18 protein-coding genes and 1 pseudogene are annotated in these 23,528 nt (G+C 69.0%); 11 read left to right on the forward strand and 8 right to left on the reverse strand.

The window, feature by feature from the left end:
- Nucleotides 1-389 precede the first annotated feature (389 nt).
- The 4 genes and pseudogenes from aroB to TY25_RS32305 form a co-directional block, all read right to left on the reverse strand.
- Entirely contained in the window at nt 390-1,511 is a 1,122-nt protein-coding gene (gene aroB / locus TY25_RS32290; RefSeq protein WP_042262606.1) for a 3-dehydroquinate synthase, read from the reverse strand.
- An 893-nt stretch (nt 1,512-2,404) separates the two neighbouring features.
- Nucleotides 2,405-2,923, reverse strand: a pseudogene (locus TY25_RS44285) (shikimate kinase); the annotation flags it as partial.
- The gene (gene aroC / locus TY25_RS32300; protein ID WP_172595803.1) at nt 2,920-4,140 is read right to left on the reverse strand and encodes a chorismate synthase; all 1,221 of its coding nucleotides are present in this window, start codon (nt 4,138-4,140) and stop codon (nt 2,920-2,922) included. The pseudogene TY25_RS44285 and the gene aroC, both read right to left, overlap by 4 nt.
- Before the next feature lie 945 nt (nt 4,141-5,085).
- Nucleotides 5,086-5,538, reverse strand: a complete 453-nt coding sequence (locus TY25_RS32305; protein WP_042262609.1) for a prepilin peptidase — start codon at nt 5,536-5,538, stop codon at nt 5,086-5,088.
- A 236-nt stretch (nt 5,539-5,774) separates the two neighbouring features.
- Between TY25_RS32305 and TY25_RS32310 the strand changes: the two genes are divergently transcribed.
- The 7 genes from TY25_RS32310 to TY25_RS32340 all read left to right on the forward strand — a co-directional run bounded on the left by TY25_RS32310 (nt 5,775) and on the right by TY25_RS32340 (nt 11,106).
- Nucleotides 5,775-6,902, forward strand: a complete 1,128-nt coding sequence (locus TY25_RS32310) for a M24 family metallopeptidase (protein WP_042262612.1) — start codon at nt 5,775-5,777, stop codon at nt 6,900-6,902.
- A gap of 48 nt (nt 6,903-6,950) precedes the next feature.
- A complete protein-coding gene (gene efp / locus TY25_RS32315; RefSeq protein ID WP_042262614.1) occupies nt 6,951-7,514 on the forward strand; it encodes an elongation factor P in 564 nt (187 codons plus the stop codon).
- A gap of 30 nt (nt 7,515-7,544) precedes the next feature.
- On the forward strand, nt 7,545-8,054 hold the full coding sequence (gene nusB, locus TY25_RS32320) for a transcription antitermination factor NusB (RefSeq protein WP_014986477.1): 510 nt from the start codon (nt 7,545-7,547) through the stop codon (nt 8,052-8,054).
- Nucleotides 8,051-8,308, forward strand: coding sequence for a YciI family protein (locus TY25_RS32325; protein WP_042262619.1), 258 nt, complete (start codon nt 8,051-8,053; stop codon nt 8,306-8,308). The genes nusB and TY25_RS32325 overlap by 4 nt, the downstream gene beginning before the upstream one ends.
- A 367-nt stretch (nt 8,309-8,675) precedes the next feature.
- Nucleotides 8,676-9,566 (forward strand): hypothetical protein, encoded by an 891-nt coding sequence (locus TY25_RS32330; protein ID WP_014986475.1) that lies wholly within the window; start codon nt 8,676-8,678, stop codon nt 9,564-9,566.
- Nucleotides 9,566-10,246: a hypothetical protein gene (locus TY25_RS32335; RefSeq protein ID WP_042262621.1), complete on the forward strand. Its 681-nt coding sequence runs from the start codon at nt 9,566-9,568 to the stop codon at nt 10,244-10,246. The genes TY25_RS32330 and TY25_RS32335 overlap by 1 nt, the downstream gene beginning before the upstream one ends.
- Nucleotides 10,228-11,106 (forward strand): inositol monophosphatase family protein, encoded by an 879-nt coding sequence (locus tag TY25_RS32340; protein ID WP_226887266.1) that lies wholly within the window; start codon nt 10,228-10,230, stop codon nt 11,104-11,106. Before TY25_RS32335 ends, TY25_RS32340 begins: the two co-directional genes overlap by 19 nt.
- Before the next feature lie 14 nt (nt 11,107-11,120).
- Here TY25_RS32340 and TY25_RS32345 read toward each other — a convergent pair whose 3' ends face one another.
- Complete coding sequence (locus TY25_RS32345; RefSeq protein ID WP_042262666.1) at nt 11,121-12,389, reverse strand: ArsB/NhaD family transporter; 1,269 nt, start codon at nt 12,387-12,389, stop codon at nt 11,121-11,123.
- 27 nt (nt 12,390-12,416) lie between these two features.
- Here TY25_RS32345 and TY25_RS32350 point away from each other — a divergent pair, with 27 nt between their 5' ends.
- From TY25_RS32350 to TY25_RS32360, 3 genes are all read left to right on the forward strand, one after another.
- Nucleotides 12,417-18,146, forward strand: coding sequence for a WD40 domain-containing protein (locus TY25_RS32350; RefSeq protein WP_042262626.1), 5,730 nt, complete (start codon nt 12,417-12,419; stop codon nt 18,144-18,146).
- Between the two features lie 77 nt (nt 18,147-18,223).
- Complete coding sequence (locus TY25_RS32355; protein WP_042262628.1) at nt 18,224-18,772, forward strand: DUF4334 domain-containing protein; 549 nt, start codon at nt 18,224-18,226, stop codon at nt 18,770-18,772.
- 98 nt (nt 18,773-18,870) lie between these two features.
- A complete protein-coding gene (locus tag TY25_RS32360; protein WP_042262630.1) occupies nt 18,871-20,100 on the forward strand; it encodes an FAD-dependent oxidoreductase in 1,230 nt (409 codons plus the stop codon).
- 182 nt (nt 20,101-20,282) lie between these two features.
- Here the strand turns inward: TY25_RS32360 and TY25_RS32365 are convergent, their stop codons facing one another.
- Nucleotides 20,283-21,251 (reverse strand): quinone oxidoreductase family protein, encoded by a 969-nt coding sequence (locus TY25_RS32365; RefSeq protein WP_042262668.1) that lies wholly within the window; start codon nt 21,249-21,251, stop codon nt 20,283-20,285.
- Between the two features lie 85 nt (nt 21,252-21,336).
- Between TY25_RS32365 and TY25_RS32370 the strand changes: the two genes are divergently transcribed.
- Nucleotides 21,337-21,912: a TetR/AcrR family transcriptional regulator gene (locus tag TY25_RS32370; protein ID WP_042262632.1), complete on the forward strand. Its 576-nt coding sequence runs from the start codon at nt 21,337-21,339 to the stop codon at nt 21,910-21,912.
- 20 nt (nt 21,913-21,932) lie between these two features.
- Here the strand turns inward: TY25_RS32370 and TY25_RS32375 are convergent, their stop codons facing one another.
- Together TY25_RS32375 and TY25_RS32380 are read right to left on the reverse strand one after the other, a co-directional pair.
- Nucleotides 21,933-22,748 carry a CPBP family intramembrane glutamic endopeptidase gene (locus tag TY25_RS32375; RefSeq protein WP_052383343.1) on the reverse strand — a complete coding sequence of 272 codons (816 nt, stop codon included), beginning with the start codon at nt 22,746-22,748 and terminating at the stop codon, nt 21,933-21,935.
- 62 nt (nt 22,749-22,810) lie between these two features.
- Nucleotides 22,811-23,524, reverse strand: a complete 714-nt coding sequence (locus TY25_RS32380; protein WP_042262637.1) for an HD domain-containing protein — start codon at nt 23,522-23,524, stop codon at nt 22,811-22,813.
- Nucleotides 23,525-23,528: the final 4 nt, after the last annotated feature.

Consider the following 23,528-nt stretch of genomic DNA (forward strand, 5'->3'; position numbering starts at 1 on the left):
GGTTCGCTGGTACGGCAAGCACGTCAGTGGATCGGCGATCTTCGCTGCACCGCGCGGGCCGTTCGGTCGGCGCGGTATGCGGCCGATCCGGACGCTTTTGTAGTCGGACGGGTCACGGTTGAGCCGGACGGGCGAGTTGCAGCCGAGCCGAAGTCGACGACTTCTCCGCGATTCCCTTGCGTGAGAGGCGAATCCGACTCCGTCGGTTGTCGGTGTTGCGCAGTTCGGCCGATTGCGTATGACTTTGTCGGTGCATCCCGTGCGTGGGAGGTGCTCTGGACGGGTCGGTCGTGGCTGGTTCGTGCGGACCGGCGTCCCCCGCAGGAACTCGTCGATGAATTCCTGCGGGTGAGGCAAATCTGTTGCGCGGGGGCAGATTCGCGCGCGGCCTAGAGCAGGATGCCGCCGGCGCTCGGGGTGCCTTCGCGGGCGATCGCGGAGTAGGCGGCGGCGAGCAGTGTCGGGTCGGGGCCCTTGAGTCGGCCGGGCTTGGCGAGTCCGTCGAGGACGACGAAGCGCAGCACACCTGAGCGGGTTTTCTTGTCTGTCTGCATCGAGTCCAGCAGTTGCGGGAGGGCGTCGGCGTCGTAGCTGACCGGCAGGCCGACACTTTCCAGCACCGCGCGATGCCGGTCCGCGGTGGCGTCGTCGAGGCGACCCGCGAGCCGGCCGAGTTCAGCGGCGAAAACCAGGCCGACGGATACGGCGGCGCCGTGACGCCACCGGTAGCGCTCGCGCCGCTCGATCGCGTGCGCGAGAGTATGGCCGTAGTTGAGGATCTCGCGGAGGCTGGACTCCTTCAGATCGGCGGCGACGACATCGGCCTTGACCTGGATCGCGCGCCGGATCAGCTCGGGCAGCACGTCGCCCTTCGGGTCGAGCGCCGCCTCGGGATCGCGCTCCACCAGTTCGAGGATCACCGGGTCGGCGATGAAACCGGCCTTGATGATCTCGGCCATGCCCGCGACGATCTCGTTGCGCGGCACCGTCTCCAGCGTCGCCAGGTCGACGAGCACCGCGGCGGGCTCGTGGAAGCAACCCACGAGGTTCTTGCCCGCCTCGGTGTTGATACCGGTCTTGCCGCCGACCGCCGCGTCCACCATCGCCAGCAGCGTGGTCGGCACGTGCACGATCTGGACGCCGCGCATCCAGGTGGCGGCGACGAAACCGGCCAGGTCGGTGGCCGCGCCGCCGCCGAGGCTCACCACGACATCGTTGCGGGTCAAGCCGATCCGGCCGAGCACCTCCCAGCAGAACCCGGCGACCGCCAGTTCCTTACCCGCCTCCGCGTCCGGGATCTCGATGCGGTGCGCGTCGAGGCCGGTGTCGGCCAACGCTTTACGCACCGCCTCGGCGGTTTCGGCGAGCGGCGGCTGGTGGAAGATCGCCACCGTCCGCACGCCCTTCGTCGCGCCGCTGACCGACTCGACGAGTTCACCGAGCAACCCGCGGCCGATAATCACCGGATACGGGTCGGCGGTACGAACTTCGATACGACTCGGCTCATTCACGACTACTGCTCCGATTCTGTAGTTGCTTCTTGCTGTTTCCGTGCCCGAACCCGTGCCCGACGAGCCCGCGCCCGCCGCGCCCGCCCACTCGACCCACCGGCACCGGATTCCTCCGCTGCACCGGACTGCTCGTTCGATTCGCCGGCGTTGCCCGTCGCGATCGCGTCGCCTGCTACGGCCGCGTCGCTCACGTGAGTTGCGTTGCCCGCGCGGGTCATGTGGTGCGCACCGGTCGATCCGCCCGTAGCGCTGCCTCCGCCGGTCGCGCTGTTCGTGCCAGTCGGCCCAGTCGCTCCGCCCGCACCACTTGGACCGACCGCTCCGGCCCTGCCGTCGGCGCTCGCCGTGCCGCCCGCGTTGCTCGAGTTGGCCGTGCTGCTGGAGATGGTGGTATTGCCCGCGCCGGTCGTGTTGCTCGCGCTGCCCGAGTCTCTCGTGCTGCCCGCGCTGCTTGCGCCGACCGTGCCGTCCGCGCCGCCTGTGCCGCTCGGTTCGACGGCGCTCGTCGACGCGGTTGGGGGGCCGGCGGGGCGGCGTGCGCGCCACCGGCGGGTCAGTGGGCCTTCGGGTTTCGTGGGTGCGGTGTCGGTGGGGTGGTCGGGGAGTGGGATTTGTTCCGGGGTGGTCTTTTTCGATGAGGTGGCGCGGCGGGATCGCCAGCTGCGGGCGGACGAGGTCGTGCCGGATTTGCCGGTGGGGACCGACGGTGTGTCGGTGGTTTCGGGTTGTGTCAGGCCGGCTGCGCGGCGGGCGGCGGCTCGGGCGCGGGCTCGGCGGCGGGCGCGGGAGCGGCTGCTGCCCTGTGGTTTCGCGGTGTCTGGCGCGTTCTGGATCAGGGGCGGTGTGGTCGGGTCGCATTCGGTTCCGGTATCGGGGTGCACCGGTTCGAGACCGAGCTTGGCCAACACCATTTTGACCACTCGGCCGGGGCTGCGGCCGTCGGTGCGCACCCGGACGGTGGCCACCTCGCGGTAGAGCGGGCGGCGTTTGCGCATCAGCTCGCGGTATTTGGCGGCGGGATCGGCGCCGTTGAGCAGCGGCCTGCTCGTGCTCGCGCCGGTGCGCCGAAGTCCTTCGCCCACACTGATTTCCAGGTAGACGACGGTGCGGTTGCGCAGCAGCGCCCTGGTGTCCTTGGACAGCACGGCACCGCCGCCGAGCGAAACGACCCCGCGTTCGGCGAGGATGGCGCGCCGCACCACCCGCTCCTCGATGCGGCGGAACTCGGGCTCGCCGTCGGTCGCGAAGATCTCGGGGATGGTGCGTCCGGTCTCGCGTTCGATGCCCGCGTCGGTGTCGTAGAGTTCGACGCCGAGTTCCTTCGCGAGCTTGCGGCCGATCGTCGATTTCCCCGCGCCGGGCGGTCCGACCAGCACCACGCGCGGCGCGCGCGGATCGGTCTGCACGATCATTGTGGGCTGGTGTCGGCGGGGGTGAGGTGCGGGCGGGAGCCGATCCGCTTGACGTAGCTGGTGATGTTCTCCAGGGTCTCGCTGATCGAGTCGCCGCCGAACTTCTCCAGCGCGGCCTGCGCGACCACGAGCGCGACCATGGATTCGGCGACCACACCCGCGGCGGGCACCGCGCACACGTCGGACCGCTGATGGATCGCGACGGCTTCTTCCCCGGTGGTCATGTCGACGGTGGCCAGCGCCTTCGGCACGGTCGAGATCGGCTTCATCGCGGCACGCACGCGCAGCGCTTCGCCGTTGGTCATGCCGCCCTCGAGACCGCCCGCGCGGTTGGTGGACCGCAGCACGCCGTCGGGGCCCGGCCGCATCTCGTCATGCGCCTGGCTGCCCCGCCTGCGCGCGGTCTCGAAACCGTCGCCGACCTCGACGCCCTTGATGGCCTGAATGCCCATGAGCGCCGCGGCGAGTCGCGAGTCGAGGCGGTCCGCGCCGCTGATGAACGAGCCGAGCCCCACCGGCAGGCCGTCGACGACCACCTCGACGACGCCACCGAGGGTGTCGCCGTCCTTCTTCGCGGCTTCGATCTCGGCGATCATCGCGGCTTCGGCGTCCTTGTCGAACGCGCGCACCGGGCTCTCGTCGATGGCCGCGAGGTCGGCCGCGGTCGGGACCACGCCGGTGCTGTTCTGCGCGGTACCGATAGAGACGACGTGCGAGACGACCTCGACGCCGAACGCCTGGCGTAGGAAGTTGCGGGCCACGGTGCCCGCGGCTACCCGGGCGGCGGTCTCGCGGGCGCTCGCGCGCTCGAGCACGTTGCGGGCGTCGTCGAAGCCGTATTTGAGCATGCCGGAGTAGTCGGCGTGCCCGGGGCGGGGACGGGTGAGCGGGGCGTTGCGGGCCAGGTCGGCGAGTTCGGCCGGGTCGACGGGGTCGGCGGACATGACCGTCGTCCACTTCGGCCATTCCGAGTTGGTCACCTCTATCGCGACCGGTCCGCCCATGGTGCGCCCGTGCCGGACGCCGCCGATGATGGTCACCTTGTCGGCCTCGAACTTCATCCGGGCTCCACGCCCATAGCCCAGCCGGCGGCGCGCCAACTGCGCGGAAATCTCGTCGGACGTCACCTCGACTCCGGCCACCATTCCTTCGAGGAGGGCGACGAGAGCGGGACCATGGGATTCTCCGGCAGTTATCCAGCGCAACACGTCCTCCATCTTCCCATGTGGACGCCCCAGGACTGGCACGCGGCCCGCCGTGATGGCAGGCACGTTCGCCCGATTCCGCACCGACCCGCAGTTGAACCCCGCGATTGGCATGGACGGTGCTGCACGCGTCAGGTGAGGTTCCCGGCGGTAGGCGCGTGTCAGACGGCGGTGCCGTGTTCCGCCGTGGTCACCGGGCGGTGATGCTGTTTCGGGAGTGCACCGACGGGTTGGCCAGCGGTATCGAGCGGGCGGCGTTGCGCCTCGGCGTGTTTCACCGCTCGAGACGAGGACCCACAGACCTATCTGTCGTTTGGTCCGCTCACGTTGCTCCCCTTCGCGAGCAAACGCGCACCTCTTCTGCGTTCCCGCACCCGCTATGGCTAGCCGCAGCGGGTGCGCGAACACGGAAGTGGTGCGGGAAGCCAAGGACCCGGTTGCCCGAGATCCCACGGCGTGGTCGTGTCCGGCGTGGTGCCTCGCCGTGTTTCACCGCTCGGGACGCAAGCACAGCCAGATGACCACGCCGGAACCCCCACCCCGCGCACCTGACGTGCGCCTACAGCCGGGTACGGCACACGACGCGCTCAGCACCCTCCATGTAACTCCCGTAGCAGGTACACAAACTGGGTTCGTAAACACTTCGGCAGCTCCCGAGCAGCCGTGCGGCGAACGTCAGCAGATCCCAGCCGCTGCCTCGCGCTGTCGAAGCGGGCGCCGTTGTATCTGGTCGGGATTCACAGACTTTCCATACGGTTCACAGCAGCTATAACCCCTGTGAACCGTGCGAACCCTCTGTGAACCCCGACCTATCTGTCGCTTGGTCCACTCACCGTGCTCCCCGTCGCGATCAAACGCACCTTTCTGCGTTCCCGCCCTCGCAAAATGGCTGGCCGCAGCGGGTGCGAAGCGCGAAACCAGGACACCCGTCCGAGGTCCAGGCTCGGGACGGGTACCTCAGTGGACGTAAGCGACTGCCAGGGCGGTGACCGTGGTCAGGCACATTGCGGGGCCGTGCGGTAGGGGAGGGGGCGGGGCGGTAGGTGTTCGGATGTGGCGGGTGACGAGCAGGACGAGGCCGACAACGGCGGTGAGCACAGGTGCACCGAGGGCGGCGACCATCCAGGCTTGACCACCCCCGAGCGCGGCGGCCGCCCCCAGCGGGACCGCGAGCTTCACATCTCCCGCGCCGAACGCCGCAGGAGCGAGTAGGTGGATCGTGAGATACGGGAGTGCGAGTAGGCCGGCGCCCAGCAGCGCGGCTGTGAATTGTGTTGTGGACAGGGCGTATCCGAGGACCGCGAGGGCTCCCGAACCGGTCAGTTCGTTCGGTAGTCGCCGGTGTCGGAGATCGCTGACGCTCAGTACCGCGCACCACGCGAGGAGGGCGGCGAACGCGAGGAAAGTCATGTCGTCCAGCCTCGTCCGATCGCGCCCCGCAACCACCCCTCGGGCACGGAATGGGGACAACTTTTCCAGATGTGAACACCAGGCACCTCGCATGCCGACCGGTATGTGTAAATCGATGAGCGGCAACGGAATTCCGGCACACCGCGGCCACGAAATGGCGACGGGTCAGCGTCCGGGCAGCGCTCGGTACACGTGTTGTATGTGGCCATTCGGCGTGTCGGCGGTAGCTTTGACACATGTGTGCTGATCACGTGGGCCATGCACCCGACTACGCCGCGCGGCGTGGCGCGCTGCGGAGTCTGCTGGTGGAGAACGGAGTGGACGGTCTGCTGGTCACCGATCTGGTGAACCTCAGGTATCTCACCGGCTTCACCGGTTCCAACGCGGCGTTACTGGTGCACTCCTGGGACATGCGCAACGCCGAGGACCGCACGGTCATCGGCACCGACGGCCGCTATCGGACCCAGGTCGCCGAGCAGGTGCCGGATCTGCGCGCCGAGATCGCCAAGGCCACCGCCCGCCGGATCATCGAGCTGGCCGGGGAGTGGCAGCTCGGCCGGATCGGCTACGAGAGCCACATCGTCACGGTGGATCAGCATCGCGGTTTCGTCGAGCAGCGCACCGGGCTCGAGTTCGTCGCCACCCCCGGCCTGGTGGAGCAGCTGCGGATGGTCAAGGACGCCTACGAGGTGGAGCAGCTGCGGGCGGCCTGCGCGGCGGGTGACGCGGGACTGGCCGCCCTGCTCGAGCGCGGCGGCTTGCGGCCGGGTCGTACCGAACGGCAGGTCGCCCGGGATCTGGAATGGGCGATGTTCGAGCACGGCGCCGAGGCGGTGTCGTTCGAGACCATCGTCGCGGCGGGCGCGAACTCGGCTGTCCCGCACCACCGGCCCACCGAGGCGGTGCTGGCCGCCGGTGACTTCGTCAAGCTGGACTTCGGCGCGACGGTCGGCGGCTACCACTCGGATATGACCCGCACCTTCGTCCTCGGCGCGCCCAGTGACTGGCAGCGCGAGGTGTACGAGCTGGTGCGGGCCGCGCAGCAGGCCGGGTGCGAGGCGTTGCGGCCGGGCGCGAAGTCCGCCGACGTGGACGCCGCGTCGCGCGGCGTGATCGAGGCGGCGGGGCACGGGGCCCTGTTCGTGCACGGCCTCGGTCACGGGGTCGGGCTGCAGATCCATGAAGCGCCCGGACTCGCGAAAAACGGAACCGGTACACTTCTGTCTGGCGTGGCGGTGACCGTCGAACCTGGTGTGTACTTTCCCGGCCGCGGCGGGGTCCGGATCGAGGACACGCTCGTGGTGCGCGAAGGGGGCCCGGAGCTGCTCACCAACACCGGCAAAGACCTGACCGTCGTCGACTGACGCCGGTTCGACCCCCATGTTGTTTACGAACTAGGAGATCCGAGGACAGTGGCGGACACCAGCGACTTCAAGAACGGCCTTGTGCTGAAGATCGACGGTCAGCTTCAGCAGATCGTCGAATTCCAGCACGTCAAGCCGGGCAAGGGCCCCGCCTTCGTGCGGACCAAGCTGAAGAACGTGCTGTCCGGCAAGGTCGTCGACAAGACCTTCAACGCCGGCGTCAAGGTGGAGACCGCCACCGTCGACCGGCGGGACATGACCTACCTGTACCACGACGGTTCGGACTACGTCTTCATGGACGGCGACACCTTCGATCAGATCTCCATCTCCGAGGAGACCATCGGCCCCGGCGCCCGGTTCCTGCTGGAGAACATGACCGTGCAGGTCGCCACGCACGAGGGCGCCCCGCTCTACGTCGAGCTCCCGGTGACGGTCGAGCTCGAGGTGCAGCACACCGACATCGGCCTGCAGGGCGACCGCTCCACCGGCGGCACCAAGCCGGCCACCCTGGAGACCGGCGCCGAGGTGCAGGTCCCGCTGTTCATCAACACCGGCGACAAGCTGCGCATCGACTCGCGCGACGGCAGCTACCTCGGCCGAGTCAACGCCTGATCGCCGCGCGCGAGCAGGATAATGGTGACTGTGGCTGAACAGCCGTTGGACAAGAAGTCCACGTTCAAGAAGCTCGGCACGCGGCACAAGGCGCGGCGCCGGGCCGTCGACCTGCTCTTCGAGGCGGAGGCGCGCGACGTGGATCCGGCCGATCTGCTCGACGAGCGGACCGAGCTGGCGACGCGTGACCAGGCGGTCGCGCCGGTGCACGCCTACACCCACACGCTGGTCGAGGGCGTCGCCGACGACCTCGACCGGGTGGACGGCACCATCGAGTCCTATCTGAAGGATTGGGAGTTGTCCCGGCTGCCCGCCGTGGACCGCGCCATCCTGCGCATCGCGGTGTGGGAGTTGTTCCACGCCAACGATGTTCCGCCGGTCGTCGCGGTGGACGAGGCGGTGGAGCTGGCCAAGGAGCTGTCCACCGACGACTCCCCGTCGTTCGTCAACGGCGTGCTCGGTCAGGTGGTGCTGGTCGCGCCGCAGGTCCGGGCCGCGGCGGCGGCGACCCGCGCGCCGCGTCCGGAGCCCGAGGCGTGAAGAAGTTCCTCGTGCTGGCGATGCGCACACCGCGCTTCGACCCGGCCGTGATCGCGCCGCACAAGCAGTTCCTGAAAGAGCTGGGCGCGCAGCTGGTGGAGAGCGCCAAGTTCGGTGACGGGACCGGCGGCGCGTACTTCGTGCACGCCGAAAATCTCGACGCGGCAAAGGCTCTCGCGTTCGCCGATCCGGTGCACACCACCGGGTCCTCGGACGTCACCGTCTACGAGTGGGAACCGACGACGCCCGCGTAAGCGTTCCGCACGCACCCCTGCCGATTCTGCGCACCCGTTCCGATTCACCGCAGCGGGTGCGGGAAACAGCAGGGGTGCGTGTGTGTTCGGGCCCGTACGCTCCCGCCGGGGGTGTACGGGAACCGGCGGGAGCGGGCCGCCCGGATCGCCGGGCATCCGGCCGCCGAGTGTTCTCTGCGGCCGGTTGTCATCCTGGTAGCTCAACCGCACTCGAGGTCAAGCCGGCGGGCTGTGCCGTGGGCCACCCGTGCCGGGGAACCGCGGCCGTGCGACCATGCCAGGGACGTCCGTTGGCGCGCACGACTTCTCGTTTCCCTCGTCCGGAGCGATTCGGGCCGCCTATTCTGGTGGAAACGCAGGGGAGCGCATGGCACGGTTTCTGATCTGGTTCCGCAACAACGTCGACGGTTCTTTCGCGGTACTTCTCGCGATCACCGTGGGGTTGCTGCAGTTCCTCGACGTCATCGGCACCGACCAGGTGAATGCCGCGATGCTGCTGGTGCTCGGCCTGGTCGCGATCACGCTGCTGCGCGATCGGCATCTGTCGGCGAAGGCGGTGCGCGACGCGACCTCGGTGCATCTGCTGTACGGGCCCGAGATCGGCCACGCGCACACCCTCGCCCGGCGCGGCACCGAGCAGTGGATGTTCAAGGGCGGCACGGGAACCTACATTCGCGCGGTCACGTTGCGCGAATGCGTGGAGAACGCCCGGCGCGAACAACGCCCGCTGCGCGTGCAATTGGAGATCCTGGACCCCACCGACGAGCAGCTGTGCAAGACCTACGCGCAGTTCCGTTCCTCGCTGCAGCCCGAAGCCGACCGCACCGGCGAGCTGTGGACCACCGAGCGCACCCGCAAGGAGGCGTACGCGACGGTGCTCGCGGGCTGCTGGTATCGGCAGCGGTTCACCTTCCTCACCATCGACATCGGGTTGTCGGCGGTGATGACGACCTTCCGCTGGGATCTGTCCTCCAGTTGCGTCATTGTCACGCAGGACAATCCGAACACCCCGGCCATGATGTTCGAGCGGGACAAGCCCTACTATCGCGATTTCAATCGCGAGCTGGTCGCCAGTTTCAAGCAGACCAAGCAGGTTCCGCTGAGTCGCACGGAGGAACTCCCGCTGTCCGATGAGCCGACCGTGGACCAGGTCCGCGGCGTGTTCCAGACGTTGGGTCTGGAGTTACCGGCCGCTTTCACCGATCGCGACGTCGCCGATATCGTGCGTCGCGCGCTGCAGCCCAGGAATCCGTACTGATGAACGAATACGCCCGACTACGCACGCTGCTCGCCGCGGAGGACGCCGCGAATGCGGTGCGTCGCTGGGCTCGTGACGTATTGGCGGGCGTCGTCGACGGTAGTGCCGATCTGACCGCCGTGCGGCATCCGTTGGGGTTCTTGTGTTTTCCGGTGTGGCGCGGGGAGGGCCTCGGCGTCTGCGTGCACGTCTGGACCGAGGGCGGGCACGCCGAGCCGACCACCTCGCCGATGCACGCGCACAGTTGGGATCTGCTCAGCACCGTGCTGTACGGCACCGTCGGCAACGAGATCCTCGAAATCGACAGTGCCCCCGCACGTCCCACGCATCGTCTGTTCGAGATCCAGAGTGCCGCGGACGGTGACCTGGTGCGCGCGACGCAGCGTCTGGTCACCTATCGCACCCGTTCCCGGGAGGAGTTCCGCGCGGGCGAGGTCTACACCCTGCCGCACGGTGCGTTCCACGTGTCCGACGTGCGCGGTGCGGCGGCGACCGTGGTACTCGGCGAGGACAACCGTGGCCACCCCGACCTTTCCCTCGGCACGCTCGCCACCACCGACCACTGGGTGTACCGAACCCCGTGCACCCCAACCGAATCCCGCAGCGCCGCGCAAACTGTGCTCGATCATCTGCAGACCCGACCGAACCGACTGGAGAACCGATGCGAACAGGCGACGTGATGCATCAGGTGCTGCCCGGCACACTGCTGGACGTGGCGGCGGACGTCGCGGTCACCGCCGCGGTCGAAGCGGGCCGGGCGATCCGGGACGGTCTGCTCGGGGCGCTGACCGTCAGCACCAAGGACGCCAGCGGTGACGTGGTGACCGACCTGGACCTGCGGGCCGAGCGGATCATCCTCGGTCACCTCCGGCGCGAGTTCCCGCAGCACCGCATCCTCGCCGAGGAATCCGGTGCGCTCGACAGCGGCGACGAGGCCTGGTGCTGGGTGGTCGATCCGCTGGACGGGACCAACAACATCGCGATCGGGCTGCCCGTCTGCACGGTCGGTATCGCGCTGTGTCACAACGGGACTCCGGTCGTCGGGGTGGTGCACGAGCCGATCGCCGAGCGCACCTGGACGGCGGTGCGCGGGCGCGGCGCCACCGGACCGAACGGCCCGCTCGTACCGACGGCGCCCCGGCCCAGCGCGGCCCCGGTCCTCGCGTGGCTCCAGGGTTACCCGGTCACCCGCACCGATTCGACCGCCCGCGCACTGCGGCTGACGTTGGAATCGTCCTCGCGCCGCCTGATCCAACTCTGGTCACCGCTGCTGTGCTGGGTCATGTTGAGCAGCGGCGATATCGACGGGTTCGTCGGCTATCGGGCCGGGCTGATCGATCTGCCCGCCGGTGCGCTGCTCGCCCGCGAATCGGGTATGCACATCACCGATTTCGAGGGTACGACCCTCGACGAGCGTCTGGATCTGCCGACTGGCGAGGTGGATTTCATCGCGGGCGGTCCTGCGGTGCTGCCCGAACTGACCCTGCTGGTGAAATCGGCGAGTGCCGTGCGGGTGACGGGCCTGCCGGGGCCGGGATAGGCGCGCGCCCACCGTCATCCGGCGACGAGTAGTGCCGCGACCGCGCCGACGGTACCGAGCAGCGCGAGTCCGAACCCGGTGAGCACGAAGCGCAGCATCGGGACGCGCACGTTGTGCGTGCGGCAGAACTCCAGGCAGAGCAGGGTGGCCAGGGACGCCCACGGCGTCACCACCGGCCCGATGTTGGTGCCGATGAGCAGGGCCAGCAGCTGATCGTGATTCGCGGCGGGCACCACCGCCTCGCCCGCGGTGTAGGCGGGCAGGTTGTTGGCGATATTCGACAGCGCCGCGCCCGCGCCCGCGGCCCGGAACGCACCTGCCGCGCCCGAGTCGTCGCCGATCAAGGCGTGCATCAGGTCCGAGAGCCCGAGCCTGCCGAGGGTGGGCACCACCAGGAACAGGCCGACGACGAAAACCAGCAGCTGCCAAGGAATCAGCGACCACCGCAGGGATCGGCGGTCGAACACCGCGAACGCCAGCACCGCGATGGCGGCGGCGATGGTCGCGGCGATCCCGATGCGATCGCCGACGAACGGGATCGCGACGATGAAGAGCAAACAGGCGCCGGCCGTGGTGTACAGCAGCGCACGCTCTTTCGCGTTCGCGGGGCGCACCGGTTCGGGCGGCAGGTAACGGTCGGTGTCGCGCCTGCCGCGCCGCCAGTACCACAGCCACAGGCACAGCATCGTCGCCGCGATCGAAACCAGCTGGGGCGCCCACATTTTCGTGGCGAATTCGGTCGCGGTCAGCGCGACCCGGTCGGCGGCGAGCAGGTTGGTGAGATTGGAGACCGGTAGCAGCAGGCTGGCCGTGTTGGCGAGCCAGAGCGTGGTCATGGCCAGCGGCAGCGGCGGGATCCGGGCGGGCGCGGCCAGTGCGAGCATCACCGGCGTGATCAGCACCGCGGTGGTGTCGAGATTGAGCAGGATCGTGGTCGCCGAGGCGAACAGGACGCACAGCAGGAACAGCGCCGGATAGTAGCCGCGCCCGAGGATGGCGAGCCGGTGCGCGATCACATCGAACACCTTGGCCTGCCGGGTCAGCTCGGCCAGCACGATCACGCTGCCGAGGAACAGCAGCAGCGGACCGATCCGGCGCATGTTGTCCGCGGCTTCGGCCCTGGGCAGCAGTCCGGTCAGCACACAGAGCACACCGGCGACGAGCAGCGCGATCCGGACCCAATCCAGCACGCTGAGGCCCCAGCGGGGCCGCTGAGCGGCCGCCGGCGGCTGCGGCGGGATATTGCGCTCGGGGGAGTCGACCTGTTCGGGCACGACTGCCATGCTATTGGCCTGGGCCATACTGGGTGCGTGACACAGCAGGGTGGGCGAGCGCGGGACGTATTCATCAGCTATTCCCCGGCGGACGAGCGGTGGGCCACCTGGCTGGCGTGGCAGCTGGAGAGTGCCGGTTTTCGCACCCTGATCCAGGCCTGGGATTTCGTGCCCGGCACCAACTTCATCGACTTCATGGACCGCGGCGTGCGCGATTCGGCGATCGTGCTGCTCGTGCTCTCCGACAACTATCTCCAATCCCGTTACGGGACAATGGAATGGCAGGCCGCGTTCCGCACCGATCCGGGCAAGCTGATGCCGGTCCGGATCGCCGACTGCCAGTTGGAGGGGCTGCTGGCCACCCTCACCTACATCGACCTGGTGCCCGTCTCGGCCGCGGACGAGGCGCGCCGCATTCTGCTGGAGCGGGTGCGGCATCTGCTCGCGGGCCGGGCGAAACCGGCGACCGCACCGGGCTTCCCGAACGAACTCGGGGCGACGCAACCGGACCGCTACGCCGACGAGGAGGAGTCGGGTCCGGTCGCGTCGCCGACGAGCCGGCGCACACCCGTTGCGGCTCCGGCTTTTCCGGGCGGCACGCCGCACGCCGAACCGCGCACCGGAGTCAGCGTGCTGCATGTCGCGGGCCCGCGTTTCGGCCGGGGCCTGCTCGCGCCGGACGAGCCGAGCACGGCGCGCGAACTGCAGGCCCGGATCTGGTCGAATGTCACCCAGTCGATCGATCGCGGTGTGCCGAAACCGGATCTGATCGTGGTGACCGGCGATCTCACCGAATCCGGTAAGCCGCGTGAGGTCGACGAGGCGCTGACCTTCCTGACCGGCTTGCGCGTGCTGCTCGGCCTCGAGCCGGACCGGTTGGTCGTGGTGCCGGGCAACCACGACGTGTCCAAGATCGCGTGTCATGCCTACTTCCTGAATTGTGAAGCGCGCGACCGGAAACCGCAGCCGCCGTACTTCCCGAAGCTGGAGCAGTACGCGCGCCTGTTCAGCGAGCTGTACCAGGGCCTGGATCATCTGGTCTTCGACGTCGGGCAGCCGTGGACGCTGTTCCCGATCCCCGAATTGCGGGTGGTGGTCGCGGGTTTGAACTCCACCATGGCCGCGACCCATCTGCCCGACGACGATTATGGCCGGATCGGCGAACCGCAGGCCGCGTGGTTCGCCGAGCGGCTGCGGCCGTTCGAGGAGAACGGCTGGCTGCGGCTCGGGGTGGTCCGGCACGATCCGTTGCCGGGCACGGCGGCGTCGCCGCGCGATCCGGCGCTGTTGCGCGACGTCGACACGCTGTCGCGGCTGCTCGGTGGGCGGCTGAACCTGCTGCTGCACGGCCCGGGACCCGGTGGGCCGCATCTGGATCGGCTGGACGGCAGGCTGCCGGTGATCCCCGCCGCCGCCCCGGGCCGGGACGAGATCATCCACCTGACCGCCGAGGGACTGGCCCGCTACAGCGCGACCTCGGGGGATCCGGGCGCGCCGACCGCTCGTCTGGAACTGCCCTGGACGAATGCCGTCGCGGCGCTTTCCCCACACGCTCTGCCCGAACTGACCGGTCCCGACGAGCCGGTGGACACCGCGCCGGAAGCGCCCGCCGTGGTCGACCCGCACGGCCGTTTGCTCGAACGCCTGGCCGAGGTGTGCGAAACCCGCTATCCGGATGCGAAGATCCGCCGTGTCGAATCCGAGCCGCCGCATCTGATCATCACCCATCAGCGCGACGAGGTGACCGCCCAGTGGCGGATCGGCGCGCACGTCGGCGATATGACCAGGCAGGTGATCGAGGACTTCCTCGGCCACGACCCGGAATACGGCTCCGAACTGGTGTATCGCGGTGCGCCACCGCCACGTTCCCTGCGCGACGAGGCAGCCAGTCACGGCCTGCGGGTGCGCAGTTTCACCGAATTCCAAGGTCTGCTCGACTTGGACGACTACCTGGCCAAGCAGGTGGAGCGGCTGCGCACGGACCGCCGATATCCACCGGAGCTCTATGTGCCGCAACGGTTCCGGATGCTCGAGCACGGCGATCAGGTGATCCAGGACGACCTGGTGGGCGAGCTGCTCCGCCTGGTCGCCGCCGATCACGGCCGATTCGTGCTGGTGCTCGGCGATTTCGGACGCGGCAAGACCTTCGCACTGCACGAGGTGGCGCGCCGGATCACCGAGACCATGCCCGCGCTGATCCCGATCCTGATCGAACTGCGGCATCTGGACAAGACGCATTCGGTGGACGGACTGGTCGCCGCCCATCTGGCCAACCACGGCGAAGAGCGGATCGACCTGAAAGCCTTGCGCTACATGCTGCGTGAGGGCCGGGTGGTGCTGCTGTTCGACGGCTTCGACGAACTCGTCACCCGGATCAGCTACGAGTTCGCCACCGACCATCTGGAAACGCTGCTGCAAGCCGCGGTCGGCAAGGCGAAAATCATTGTGGCGAGCCGTACTCAGCACTTCGCCTCGCGTGCCCAAGTGCTGACCGCGCTGGGGGAGCGGGTCGGGTTGCTGCAGGATCGTCACATCCTGTCCGTCGAGGATTTCGCGCCCGCACAGGTGCACGCTTTTCTCACCAACCGTTACGGCGGGGACGTCACCCGGGCCGACGCCAGGATGCGGTTGATCACCGGCATCCAGGATCTGCTCGGTTTGGCGCAGAACCCGCGCATGCTCAGCTTCATCGCCGATCTGGACGAGCGACGCCTGCGGGCGGCCGCGGGGGCCCAGCAGACCGTGGGCGCGGCCGGGCTGTATCGGGAGATCCTCGAATCCTGGCTGGCCTACGAGACCGATCGCACGGCGAGCGCCGCGGGTTCCCTACCCGGATTGCGGCTGCACGAATTGTGGCTGGCCGTCACGGCATTCGCGCTGCGCATCTGGGAGACCGGCGAGCCGTACCTGCGCCTGTCCGAATTGACCGAGGTCGCACAGAGTTTGGTGGAGATGACCGGCTCGAACCGGATGTCGGTGCAGCAGTCCGCGCATGCCATCGGGTCCGGCAGCCTGCTGGTGCGCACGGAGGACAACCTGTTCGGGTTCATCCACTCCTCGGTCACCGAATGGCTGGTCGCGAACCATATCGCCGAGCAGTTCGCCGCGGGTGTGACCGCGCCGCCCCAGCTTTCGCAGGTGCCGCTCTCGCAGCTGTCCATCGACTTCCTCTGCGACCTGGCCGACGTGCGCGCGGCGCGCGCCTGGGCCGGCGCTGTGCTCGACGACCCGGCCGCCGACGAGGTGGCCAAGACCAACGCGGTCCGGCTCACCACCCGGTTGCGCACCGCGCCGTCGGCGGATCTGCGCGGCGCGGTGCTGGCCGGTGAGGATCTGTCGTATCGCGATATGCAGCAGGTCGATCTGACCGACGCGGACCTGACCGGGGCCCGGTTGGTCGGGGTGAATCTGGACCGGGCCGTGCTCCGCGGCGCCCGCCTGGTCGGCGCGCGGTTGGACGAGGCCAGCCTGGTCGGCGCGGACCTGACCGGCGCCGACTTCACCAGGGCGCGATTGGCCCGCACCGATCTGACCGGAACCCGCGCGCCGGACAGCCGCTGGAATCGCGCCGCGCTGCTGGACGTGATCGGTACGCCCGCGGGAACCGATCTGCACGGTGCGGCCTGGGTGCCCGGGTCGGTCGCGCGGACCGAGTTCGCCCCCGCCTCGATCGGCGTGCGGCACGGCTTCCACGCCCGGCACGGCAGACTGCCGAAACCCTTGGCCTACAGCCCCGATGGCGGCACGCTGGCCATCGGCAGCGACGACGGCGGCGTGTTGATCTGCGACACCGAGACCGGCCTGCCGCTGCGCACGCTGCAGGGCCATCGGAATCGTTCGTTCGCGGTGGCATTCACCGACACGGTGCTGATCAGCGGCGCGGCCGACGGCGCGGTCGGCATCTGGGACGCGGTCACCGGCGAGTCGCGCCGGATCCTGCACGGGCACAGCGAATGGCCGTGGCCGGTCGAACTGAACCGCGCGGGCAACCTGCTCGCCACCGGCGACGCGCAGGGCATGCTGCGGCTCTGGTCGCTGCCCAGCGGCGACCTGCTGCACGAGTGCGCGCCCGAGGGCCGCCGGGAGCTGATCTACAGCTTGGCTTTTCACGACGGCGTGCTCGCCGCCGCGTATCGCGACGGGGTGGTCCGGCTCTGGGACGTCGAGACCGGCACGCAGCGTGGCGAATTCGTCGGTGAGTCGGGCTCGGTCTTCCGGATCGCGTTCAACCCCGCCGGTGACGTGCTCGCGGTCGGCGGCGCGAACGGCACCGTGGCACTGTGGGATCCGGTGCGGTGCACGGTGATTCGCGCCTTGCCCGGTCACGACGGCCGCGTCTACACGCTGGCTTTCCATCCGCGCCTGCCGCTGCTGGCCAGCGGCGATACCAATGGTGGACTACGCGTCTGGGACGTGGACGCGGGTGTGGCGAAATACGTGCCCACCGAGCACAAGGCGGCCATCTACTGGCTCGCCTTCGATCCGGCGGGCGAGGTGCTCGCGTCCGGTGACAGCGCGGGCCTGCTCTGCCTGCGCGACAGCGTGACCGGCGAGCTGCGGCATCGGATCACCGCGCACGCCGGTTCCATCTGGCCGTTCGCGTTCCGGCCGGACGGTGCGCAGCTCGCCGTCACCGACGACCAATTCACCACCCGGCTCTGGGATCCCGCGACCGGTGTGTGCCGGCATGTGCTCACCGGCCACGGCAGACAGGTCAAGTCGGTCACCTTCAACGCGGACGGCACGATCCTGGCGGCGGGCGGTAACGACGGCGTGGTCCGGCTGTGGGATCCGGTGACCGGCAGGCTCATCCGGCGGCTGGTCGGCAGCGAGGACCGGCTGCTCACCTTCGAGACCGCGCTGTTCAGCGGGAAGCAACCGCAGCAGCTCGGTGTGGTCGGCAACGACGGCAGGCTGAGCCTGCTGAATCTGGACACCGGAGATTTCCAGCGGCACATCAATATCGAGGCCGCGCCGGTGTGGGCGATCGCGTTCGATCCCACCGATCAATACGTGGCCACCGCGAACGACGATGACACGGTGATCATCTGGACGCGGACCACCGGCGCGTTGCACATGGTGTGCGGTGAACATCGCGGGCGGGTGCGGTCGATCGCCTTCAACGCCGACGGTTCGCTGATGGCCACCGGCTGTGACGACTCCGTGGTGCGGCTGTGGGATGTCGACTCCGGCAGACTGGTGCGCGAGCTGCACGGCCACGGTGATCGGGTGTATGCCGTTGCCTTCCACGGAGATCGGCTCGCGAGCGTTTCCTGGGATACAACGGCGCGGATCTGGGATGTCGACGCCGGGGTGAGCCTGCACGAGCTGACCCGGCACACGGGACGGCTCTGGTCGGCGGCAGTCGACTCGCACACCGGCTTGCTGGCGACGGCGGGTGACGATCTCGTGATCCGGTTGTGGGACATGGCGACCGGGCGGCACCTGCACACGATGGAGGGGCACAAGCGCCGGATCTGGGCGCTGGCATTCCATCCGTCCGGGCAGCTGCTGGCCAGCGGCGGCGACGACGGCAACGCGATGCTGTGGACGGTGCCGGCCGGCGACGCCGCGCCCGCGGTCCGGGCGGAACTGCTGGGGCTGCCGGAGGGGTGGGCCGCGCTCGCGCCCGACGGCCGGTACAAGTCCGAAGGCAATACGGCGGGACAGTTCTGGCATGTGATCGGGATGTCGCGATTCGAATCAGGGGAGTTGGACCCATACCTGCCGGAAGTCGGGCGGTTGCCGTCGGACGCGCCGTTCTGAGCGCGGCCCGGCGGGCGAGCCTTTGTGAGAGAGAGATACAGTAATTCTTGCAATGTTGCCGCGCTGAGGGGAAACGGATGGCTGCGAAGAATGGACCGGCGGTCGACCTGGCCGCGCTGCGGGCCCGGCGCGCTACCTCTGCACAGGCGTGGGAGCTGTTCGACCGGCTGCCCGCCGCACCCGTCGCGGAGGTCACCGTCGGGCGCTGGCAAGGCGACGAGGTCGACACCGGACATCCGTTCGCCGGCGTGCTCGTCGCGTCGGGCTGGTACGGCAAGCAGTTCGACGACGCGGACACCGTGCATCCGCTGCTGTTCGCCACCGCCGACGGCACCGTCTTTCCCGTCGACCCGCGCCGGGTGCCGCTGGGACTGGCCGGACGAGTACCGGTCGGCGTGGTGCAGGCCGGTCAGCGCGCGCTCCCGCTGCTACGACCGGCGTTGCGCACGAGCAAGCCCACTGCGCGGCTGCGCGATATCGAGTATCGCGGTGTGACCAGTGCCGCCATGATCTACGACCACCTGCCGATCATCGATCACTTCCGGCGGGTCGACGAGCGCACGCTGCTCGGCGTGATGGACATGCGCGGGCTGGCCGACCCGTACTTCTTCGTCCTGTACCGGTAATTCGGCTGGGCGACACCCGGATCCGTTCCGCGGCAGTCCGGTTCGTGCACGGACTAGCATGGGGGTGTCCGCGCGGGCGACCGAGGGGGAGGCAGTCGATGGAACGCACGACCTGTTTGGTAGTCGGTGGTGGACCCGCTGGAATGGTGCTGGGATTGCTGCTGGCCCGGGCCGGTGTCGAAGTGACCGTGCTGGAGAAACACAAAGACTTCCTGCGCGACTTCCGCGGCGACACCGTGCATCCCACCACCCTCGACCTGCTGGACGAGCTGGGCCTCGGCGACGAATTCGCGAAACTGCCCGCGCGCAAGCTCGAACAGGTCGCGTTGCCGACCGCGAGCGGTTTGCAGACGCTCGCCTCGTTGAAAAACCTGCCCGGCAGACACAAATACATCGCCATGGTGCCGCAGTGGGATCTGCTCGACCTGCTGGCCCGCGCCGCGGCCCAGGAGCCGACCTTCACGCTGCGGATGAATACCGAAGCGACCGCACCGGTGTGGTCGGACGGCAAGGTCGTCGGTGTGGGTTATCGGACCACCGACGGCGCCACCGGGGAGATCCGCGCCGACCTCACCGTCGCCTGTGACGGGCGCTCCTCGGTGCTGCGCGCCGCCGCCGATCTGCCCTCCCGCAGCTGGCCCACACCGATGGATGTGTGGTGGTTCCGGTTGCCGCGCAACGACACCGACCCCGCGGGTGCCATCCCGATCGTCACCGCGCGCCGAGCCGCCGTGCTGCTGGATCGCGGCGACTACTGGCAGTGCGCCACCCTCATCGCCAAGGGCACCGACGCCGCCGCGCGGGGCGGGCCGGTCGAGGAGATCATGCGGCAGATGGCGGATGCGGTGCCGTGGTTGCGCGATCGCGTGGACGTGCTCACCGGCTGGGACGAGGTGAAGCTGCTCGACGTGAAACTGGATCGGCTCACCACCTGGTACACCGAGGGACTGCTGTGCATCGGCGATGCGGCGCACGCCATGTCCCCGGTCGCGGGCGTCGGCATCAACCTCGCGGTCCAGGACGCGGTCGCCGCCGCGAGAACCCTTGCCGCGCCGTTGCTTTCGGGTACCGTGGGCGCGCGTGAGCTGGCCAGGGTGCAGCGCCGCCGCACCCTGCCGACCGCGGTGACCCAGGGCATCCAACGCTTCCTGCATGCCCGCGCCATCCGCCCCGCTCTGTCCGGCAGCGTCGATATCGCCAACACCCCCACCGCCCCGCTGCCCGTGCGCATCTTCCGTCGCATCCCCATCGTGCGCAGCATCCCGCCGTACCTGGTCGCCCGCGGTATCCGCCCCGAACACGCCCCCGCCTTCGCCCGCCGACCCTGAACAGGGCTGCACACCTTCGTCATTCGGGGGGCTACGTATTCGAAACGGATCGTCGGGGAGTCCGGCACTATCGGACGGTCAGCGCATTGGCCGCACCGACGTGCGCCGCTACCCCAATCTGCACGACCTCAGCCTATCCGCTCTGGCCGGGGCCGGGTCGCGCGGCGACCGGGTGCGATCGCTCAGGGACACAGAATGATTCGGCCCAGCGGAGTGCGGTCTTCCAGCAGCTGGTGCGCTTTGCTTGCCTGGCCCAGTGGGAGGATCGAGTCGACCGCGGGGTCGATGCCGCCTGCTGCCGCGCGCGTGAGGATCGCGTTGCGGGAGTCGGCTACTCGGGCGAGCCAGTCGGGACCCGCGCAGCCGATGAGCGTACGGCCGGTGGTGATCAGGTCGGTGGCGCCGAATTGGGCGGGAGCGCCGGAGAGCCAGCCGTAGCTGAGCATTCGGCCGTGCAGCGGTGTCGTCAGCGCGAGTACGTCGCGGGCGGTTTCGCCGCCGATGGAGTCGAAGACGACGTCGAGGGTTGTGCCGTCCAGCGTTTCGCGTAACCGGTCCGGCCAGGCGGGATCGTTGTGGTCGATCACCTCGTCGGCGCCGAGCGCTCGTGCCCGCTCGGCTTTGGCCGCCCCGCCCGCGGTGGCGACGATGCGGGCCGCGCCGTACTCCTTGGCGAGCTGGGTGAGGTAGCTGCCGATTCCTGTTGCGGCGGCTTCGATCAGCACCGTTTCGGTGCCCGTGAGCCGGGCCGTTTCCAGCAGGGGGATGGCCACCGAACCGCTCATGAGCACCGCCGCCGCGTCCACCGACGACAGCCCGTCCGGGATCGCTACGGCCGAACTCGCAGGCGCGCCGACGAATTCGGCGTAGGAGCCGAATCCCCTGGTGTTCACGGCGACTCGGCGGCCGAGCAGTGCCGGGTCGACGCCGTCGCCCACCTCGGTCACCGCACCGGCCGCTTGGAAACCGAAGACCAGCGGCGGCTCGACGGCGAGTGGGAACGCGCCGGAACGCAGTTTCGTCTCGGGGAACAGGACCGGGATCGCCTCGGCTCGGACGACGACCTCGCCTGCGCCCGCGGTCGGCACCGGCACCTGCGCGGCGACCAGGACCTCGGGTCCGCCGGTCGCCGTCATTACGATTGCCTGCATCATGAACTCCATAAGTTGACTATCGGTCCAGTTATGTCGGCAACGATATGGACCGACGGTCAAGTTGTCAACGAAAGTGGGTGCGATGACCGACGGGCGTCCGAAGGAACGGGCCGACGCGGCACGCAATCGGCGGGCGATTCTCGACGCGACCAGCGCGTTGCTCGCCGAGCACGGTGCCGAGGCGATCACCATGGACCGGGTCGCCGCCGCGGCCGGGGTGGGTAAGGGCACCATCTTCCATCGCTTCGGCAACCGCGCCGGCCTGCTGCACGAGATGGTCGCCGAAAGCGCGCTCACCCTGATGGACGCCATCGCCACCGGCCCGCCACCGCTCGGACCGGGCGCGCCGGCCGCAGACCGGCTGCTCGCGTACTTCGACGCGATGACCCGGCTGGTGATCGCGAACTCGGAGCTCATGGTGGCCTACCGCACGGTGCCGCCGCATCCGCGCACCGGTGAGTTCCATGCGTTCTGGGACAACCACATCACCGCCCTGCTGCGCGAGGCCCGGCCCGATATCGACGCCGAAACGGTCGGGCGGCTACTGCTGGCGGGGATCGGCGGCGAACTGGTGCAGGCGATGATCCGGGCGGGCGAGACCGAGCGGTTGCTGGACGCGGTGCGCGAACTCGTCGAATCGGTGCTACGCCCCGCCTGATTCCCGAAACATGCTGTGCCTCAGCACATCGCGACGAGCATGCCCACCGACGCATTGGTCACGCCGTGCACCACGAACAGCAACCACGGATTCCGATAGCGCGACCACAGGTAGCCGAAGAACAACCCCTCGGCGCCGAGTCGCGCGACCACGATGGCGAGGTCGACGCCGAAACCGTTGCCGCCCTGGATCGCCACATGCCAACCGGCCCACAGCAGTGACGTCAACAGGATGGCCGGCCAGCGGCCGTACCGGGCTTCCAATCGGGTCTGCAACCAGATCCGGTAGAAGATCTCCTCCAGCACCGCGTTCAGCAAGAAGAGGAAAACGACGAGCGCGATCGGCGGCGGCGTGCCGGTGAAGCTCGGATGGAACACGGTGACCAGCACGAGGAAGGTCAGCACGGCAGGGGCGGGCCGCAGCCAGCGGCCCCGGGTGTCGACGCGGTACCACTCGCGCCAGGACACGAGCCGCAGCAGCAGGGGAATCGCAAGCAGCAGTGTGCATTTCAGCCCGAGGAACCACAGGTCGCTACCGCCCGAGAGGTAAAAGCCGATCGCGAAGAGTGCGCCGAGCGCATACAGCCACCAGCCTTGGCGGGCGAGAACGCGCGAATCCACGGCCGGACCCTCGCTCCGCTGCGTCGGCGGAACCAGCCGAGCCGCGGCGAGCGCGGCGCCGACCGTCAACCAGACGGTCCACAACGGCACCGTGTCGTCGCTGTCGGCGGAATAGCGCAGCGCGGTATGGCCGGTCGCGATGAGCGTCAGCAGCGCCGCGAGAAACGCCGCCACACCCACCGCCAGCAGTACCTTGTCGATGCGCCGAGTCCCCATGACCGGCAACCCTGCCATCGACGGACCGGGCGCCGCCTCCGCCGAACGGAGGATTCGACCGGTCAGTCCCGTGCGAGGATCGCGTCGAAGCGTTCGTCGGCGCTGTCGAGCTGATCGAGGATGTACTGCTTCACGTCGTCGGACAGCGGGGTGTCGGCGCGGCTGACGAGATCGCGATACACCGCGGTGAGCGGGCGGTATTTGACTGCGAGCTTGTGCATCGCCGAACCCGTCGCGTAGAGGATGCCGACACCGTTGTCGGTGAAATCGGAGAGTTTGACGATGCGCGCCCACGGTGCGTCCGCCAGATTCGCCGCCACGTGCTCGCGGTATTGCACGTGCCGGTCGATCGACGGGTCCGGGGCGGGATTGGTGACGGCGGCGACGATGTCGGCGACCCGGTCGCCGAAGCGCTCGGCCAGGACGGCGAGCGCCGCGGCGGCCGGCGGGCCCGGCCGGTCACCGGCGAGTTCGGCCGGATGGTCCTCGACCGCATCGTGCAGCAGGCCCGCGATCGCCAGCTCGCTGTCGCGCACCTTGTAGTGGCTGATGATCCGAATAGACACGCGCAGTAGATGATTCAGATACGGCTCGCGGCCGTAGCGGTCGTCGCGGTGTAATTCGGCGGCCAAGTCCAGCGCCGCGGTGAGCCGCTCGGTATCCGGTAGATCGGCGATTTCCAACAAGAATCGTTCGCGCAGTCCGGATTCGCCGTAGACCTCGCTGATCGTGTGCAGCGGCATCACGGCCAAAACTCCCGCCCCAGGATTGCTCATGCTG

The sequence above is a fragment of the Nocardia brasiliensis NBRC 14402 genome, assembly GCF_000308475.2.
GTDB lineage: Bacteria > Actinomycetota > Actinomycetes > Mycobacteriales > Mycobacteriaceae > Nocardia > Nocardia brasiliensis.

What these genes read in the sequence shown, in the direction of transcription:
- TY25_RS32345 (WP_042262666.1), bottom strand. Translation starts at nt 12,389, where the DNA reads ATGGCAGTCGTGCCCGAACAGGTCGACTCCCCCGAGCGCAATATCCCG.
- TY25_RS32370 (WP_042262632.1), top strand. Translation starts at nt 21,337, where the DNA reads ATGACCGACGGGCGTCCGAAGGAACGGGCCGACGCGGCACGCAATCGG.
- TY25_RS32365 (WP_042262668.1), bottom strand. Translation starts at nt 21,251, where the DNA reads ATGCAGGCAATCGTAATGACGGCGACCGGCGGACCCGAGGTCCTGGTC.
- TY25_RS32380 (WP_042262637.1), bottom strand. Translation starts at nt 23,524, where the DNA reads ATGAGCAATCCTGGGGCGGGAGTTTTGGCCGTGATGCCGCTGCACACG.
- aroC (WP_172595803.1), bottom strand. Translation starts at nt 4,140, where the DNA reads ATGGAGGACGTGTTGCGCTGGATAACTGCCGGAGAATCCCATGGTCCC.
- TY25_RS32330 (WP_014986475.1), top strand. Translation starts at nt 8,676, where the DNA reads ATGGCACGGTTTCTGATCTGGTTCCGCAACAACGTCGACGGTTCTTTC.
- TY25_RS32305 (WP_042262609.1), bottom strand. Translation starts at nt 5,538, where the DNA reads ATGACTTTCCTCGCGTTCGCCGCCCTCCTCGCGTGGTGCGCGGTACTG.
- TY25_RS32340 (WP_226887266.1), top strand. Translation starts at nt 10,228, where the DNA reads ATGCGAACAGGCGACGTGATGCATCAGGTGCTGCCCGGCACACTGCTG.
- TY25_RS32355 (WP_042262628.1), top strand. Translation starts at nt 18,224, where the DNA reads ATGGCTGCGAAGAATGGACCGGCGGTCGACCTGGCCGCGCTGCGGGCC.
- TY25_RS32310 (WP_042262612.1), top strand. Translation starts at nt 5,775, where the DNA reads ATGTGTGCTGATCACGTGGGCCATGCACCCGACTACGCCGCGCGGCGT.
- TY25_RS32360 (WP_042262630.1), top strand. Translation starts at nt 18,871, where the DNA reads ATGGAACGCACGACCTGTTTGGTAGTCGGTGGTGGACCCGCTGGAATG.
- TY25_RS32375 (WP_052383343.1), bottom strand. Translation starts at nt 22,748, where the DNA reads ATGGGGACTCGGCGCATCGACAAGGTACTGCTGGCGGTGGGTGTGGCG.
- TY25_RS32335 (WP_042262621.1), top strand. Translation starts at nt 9,566, where the DNA reads ATGAACGAATACGCCCGACTACGCACGCTGCTCGCCGCGGAGGACGCC.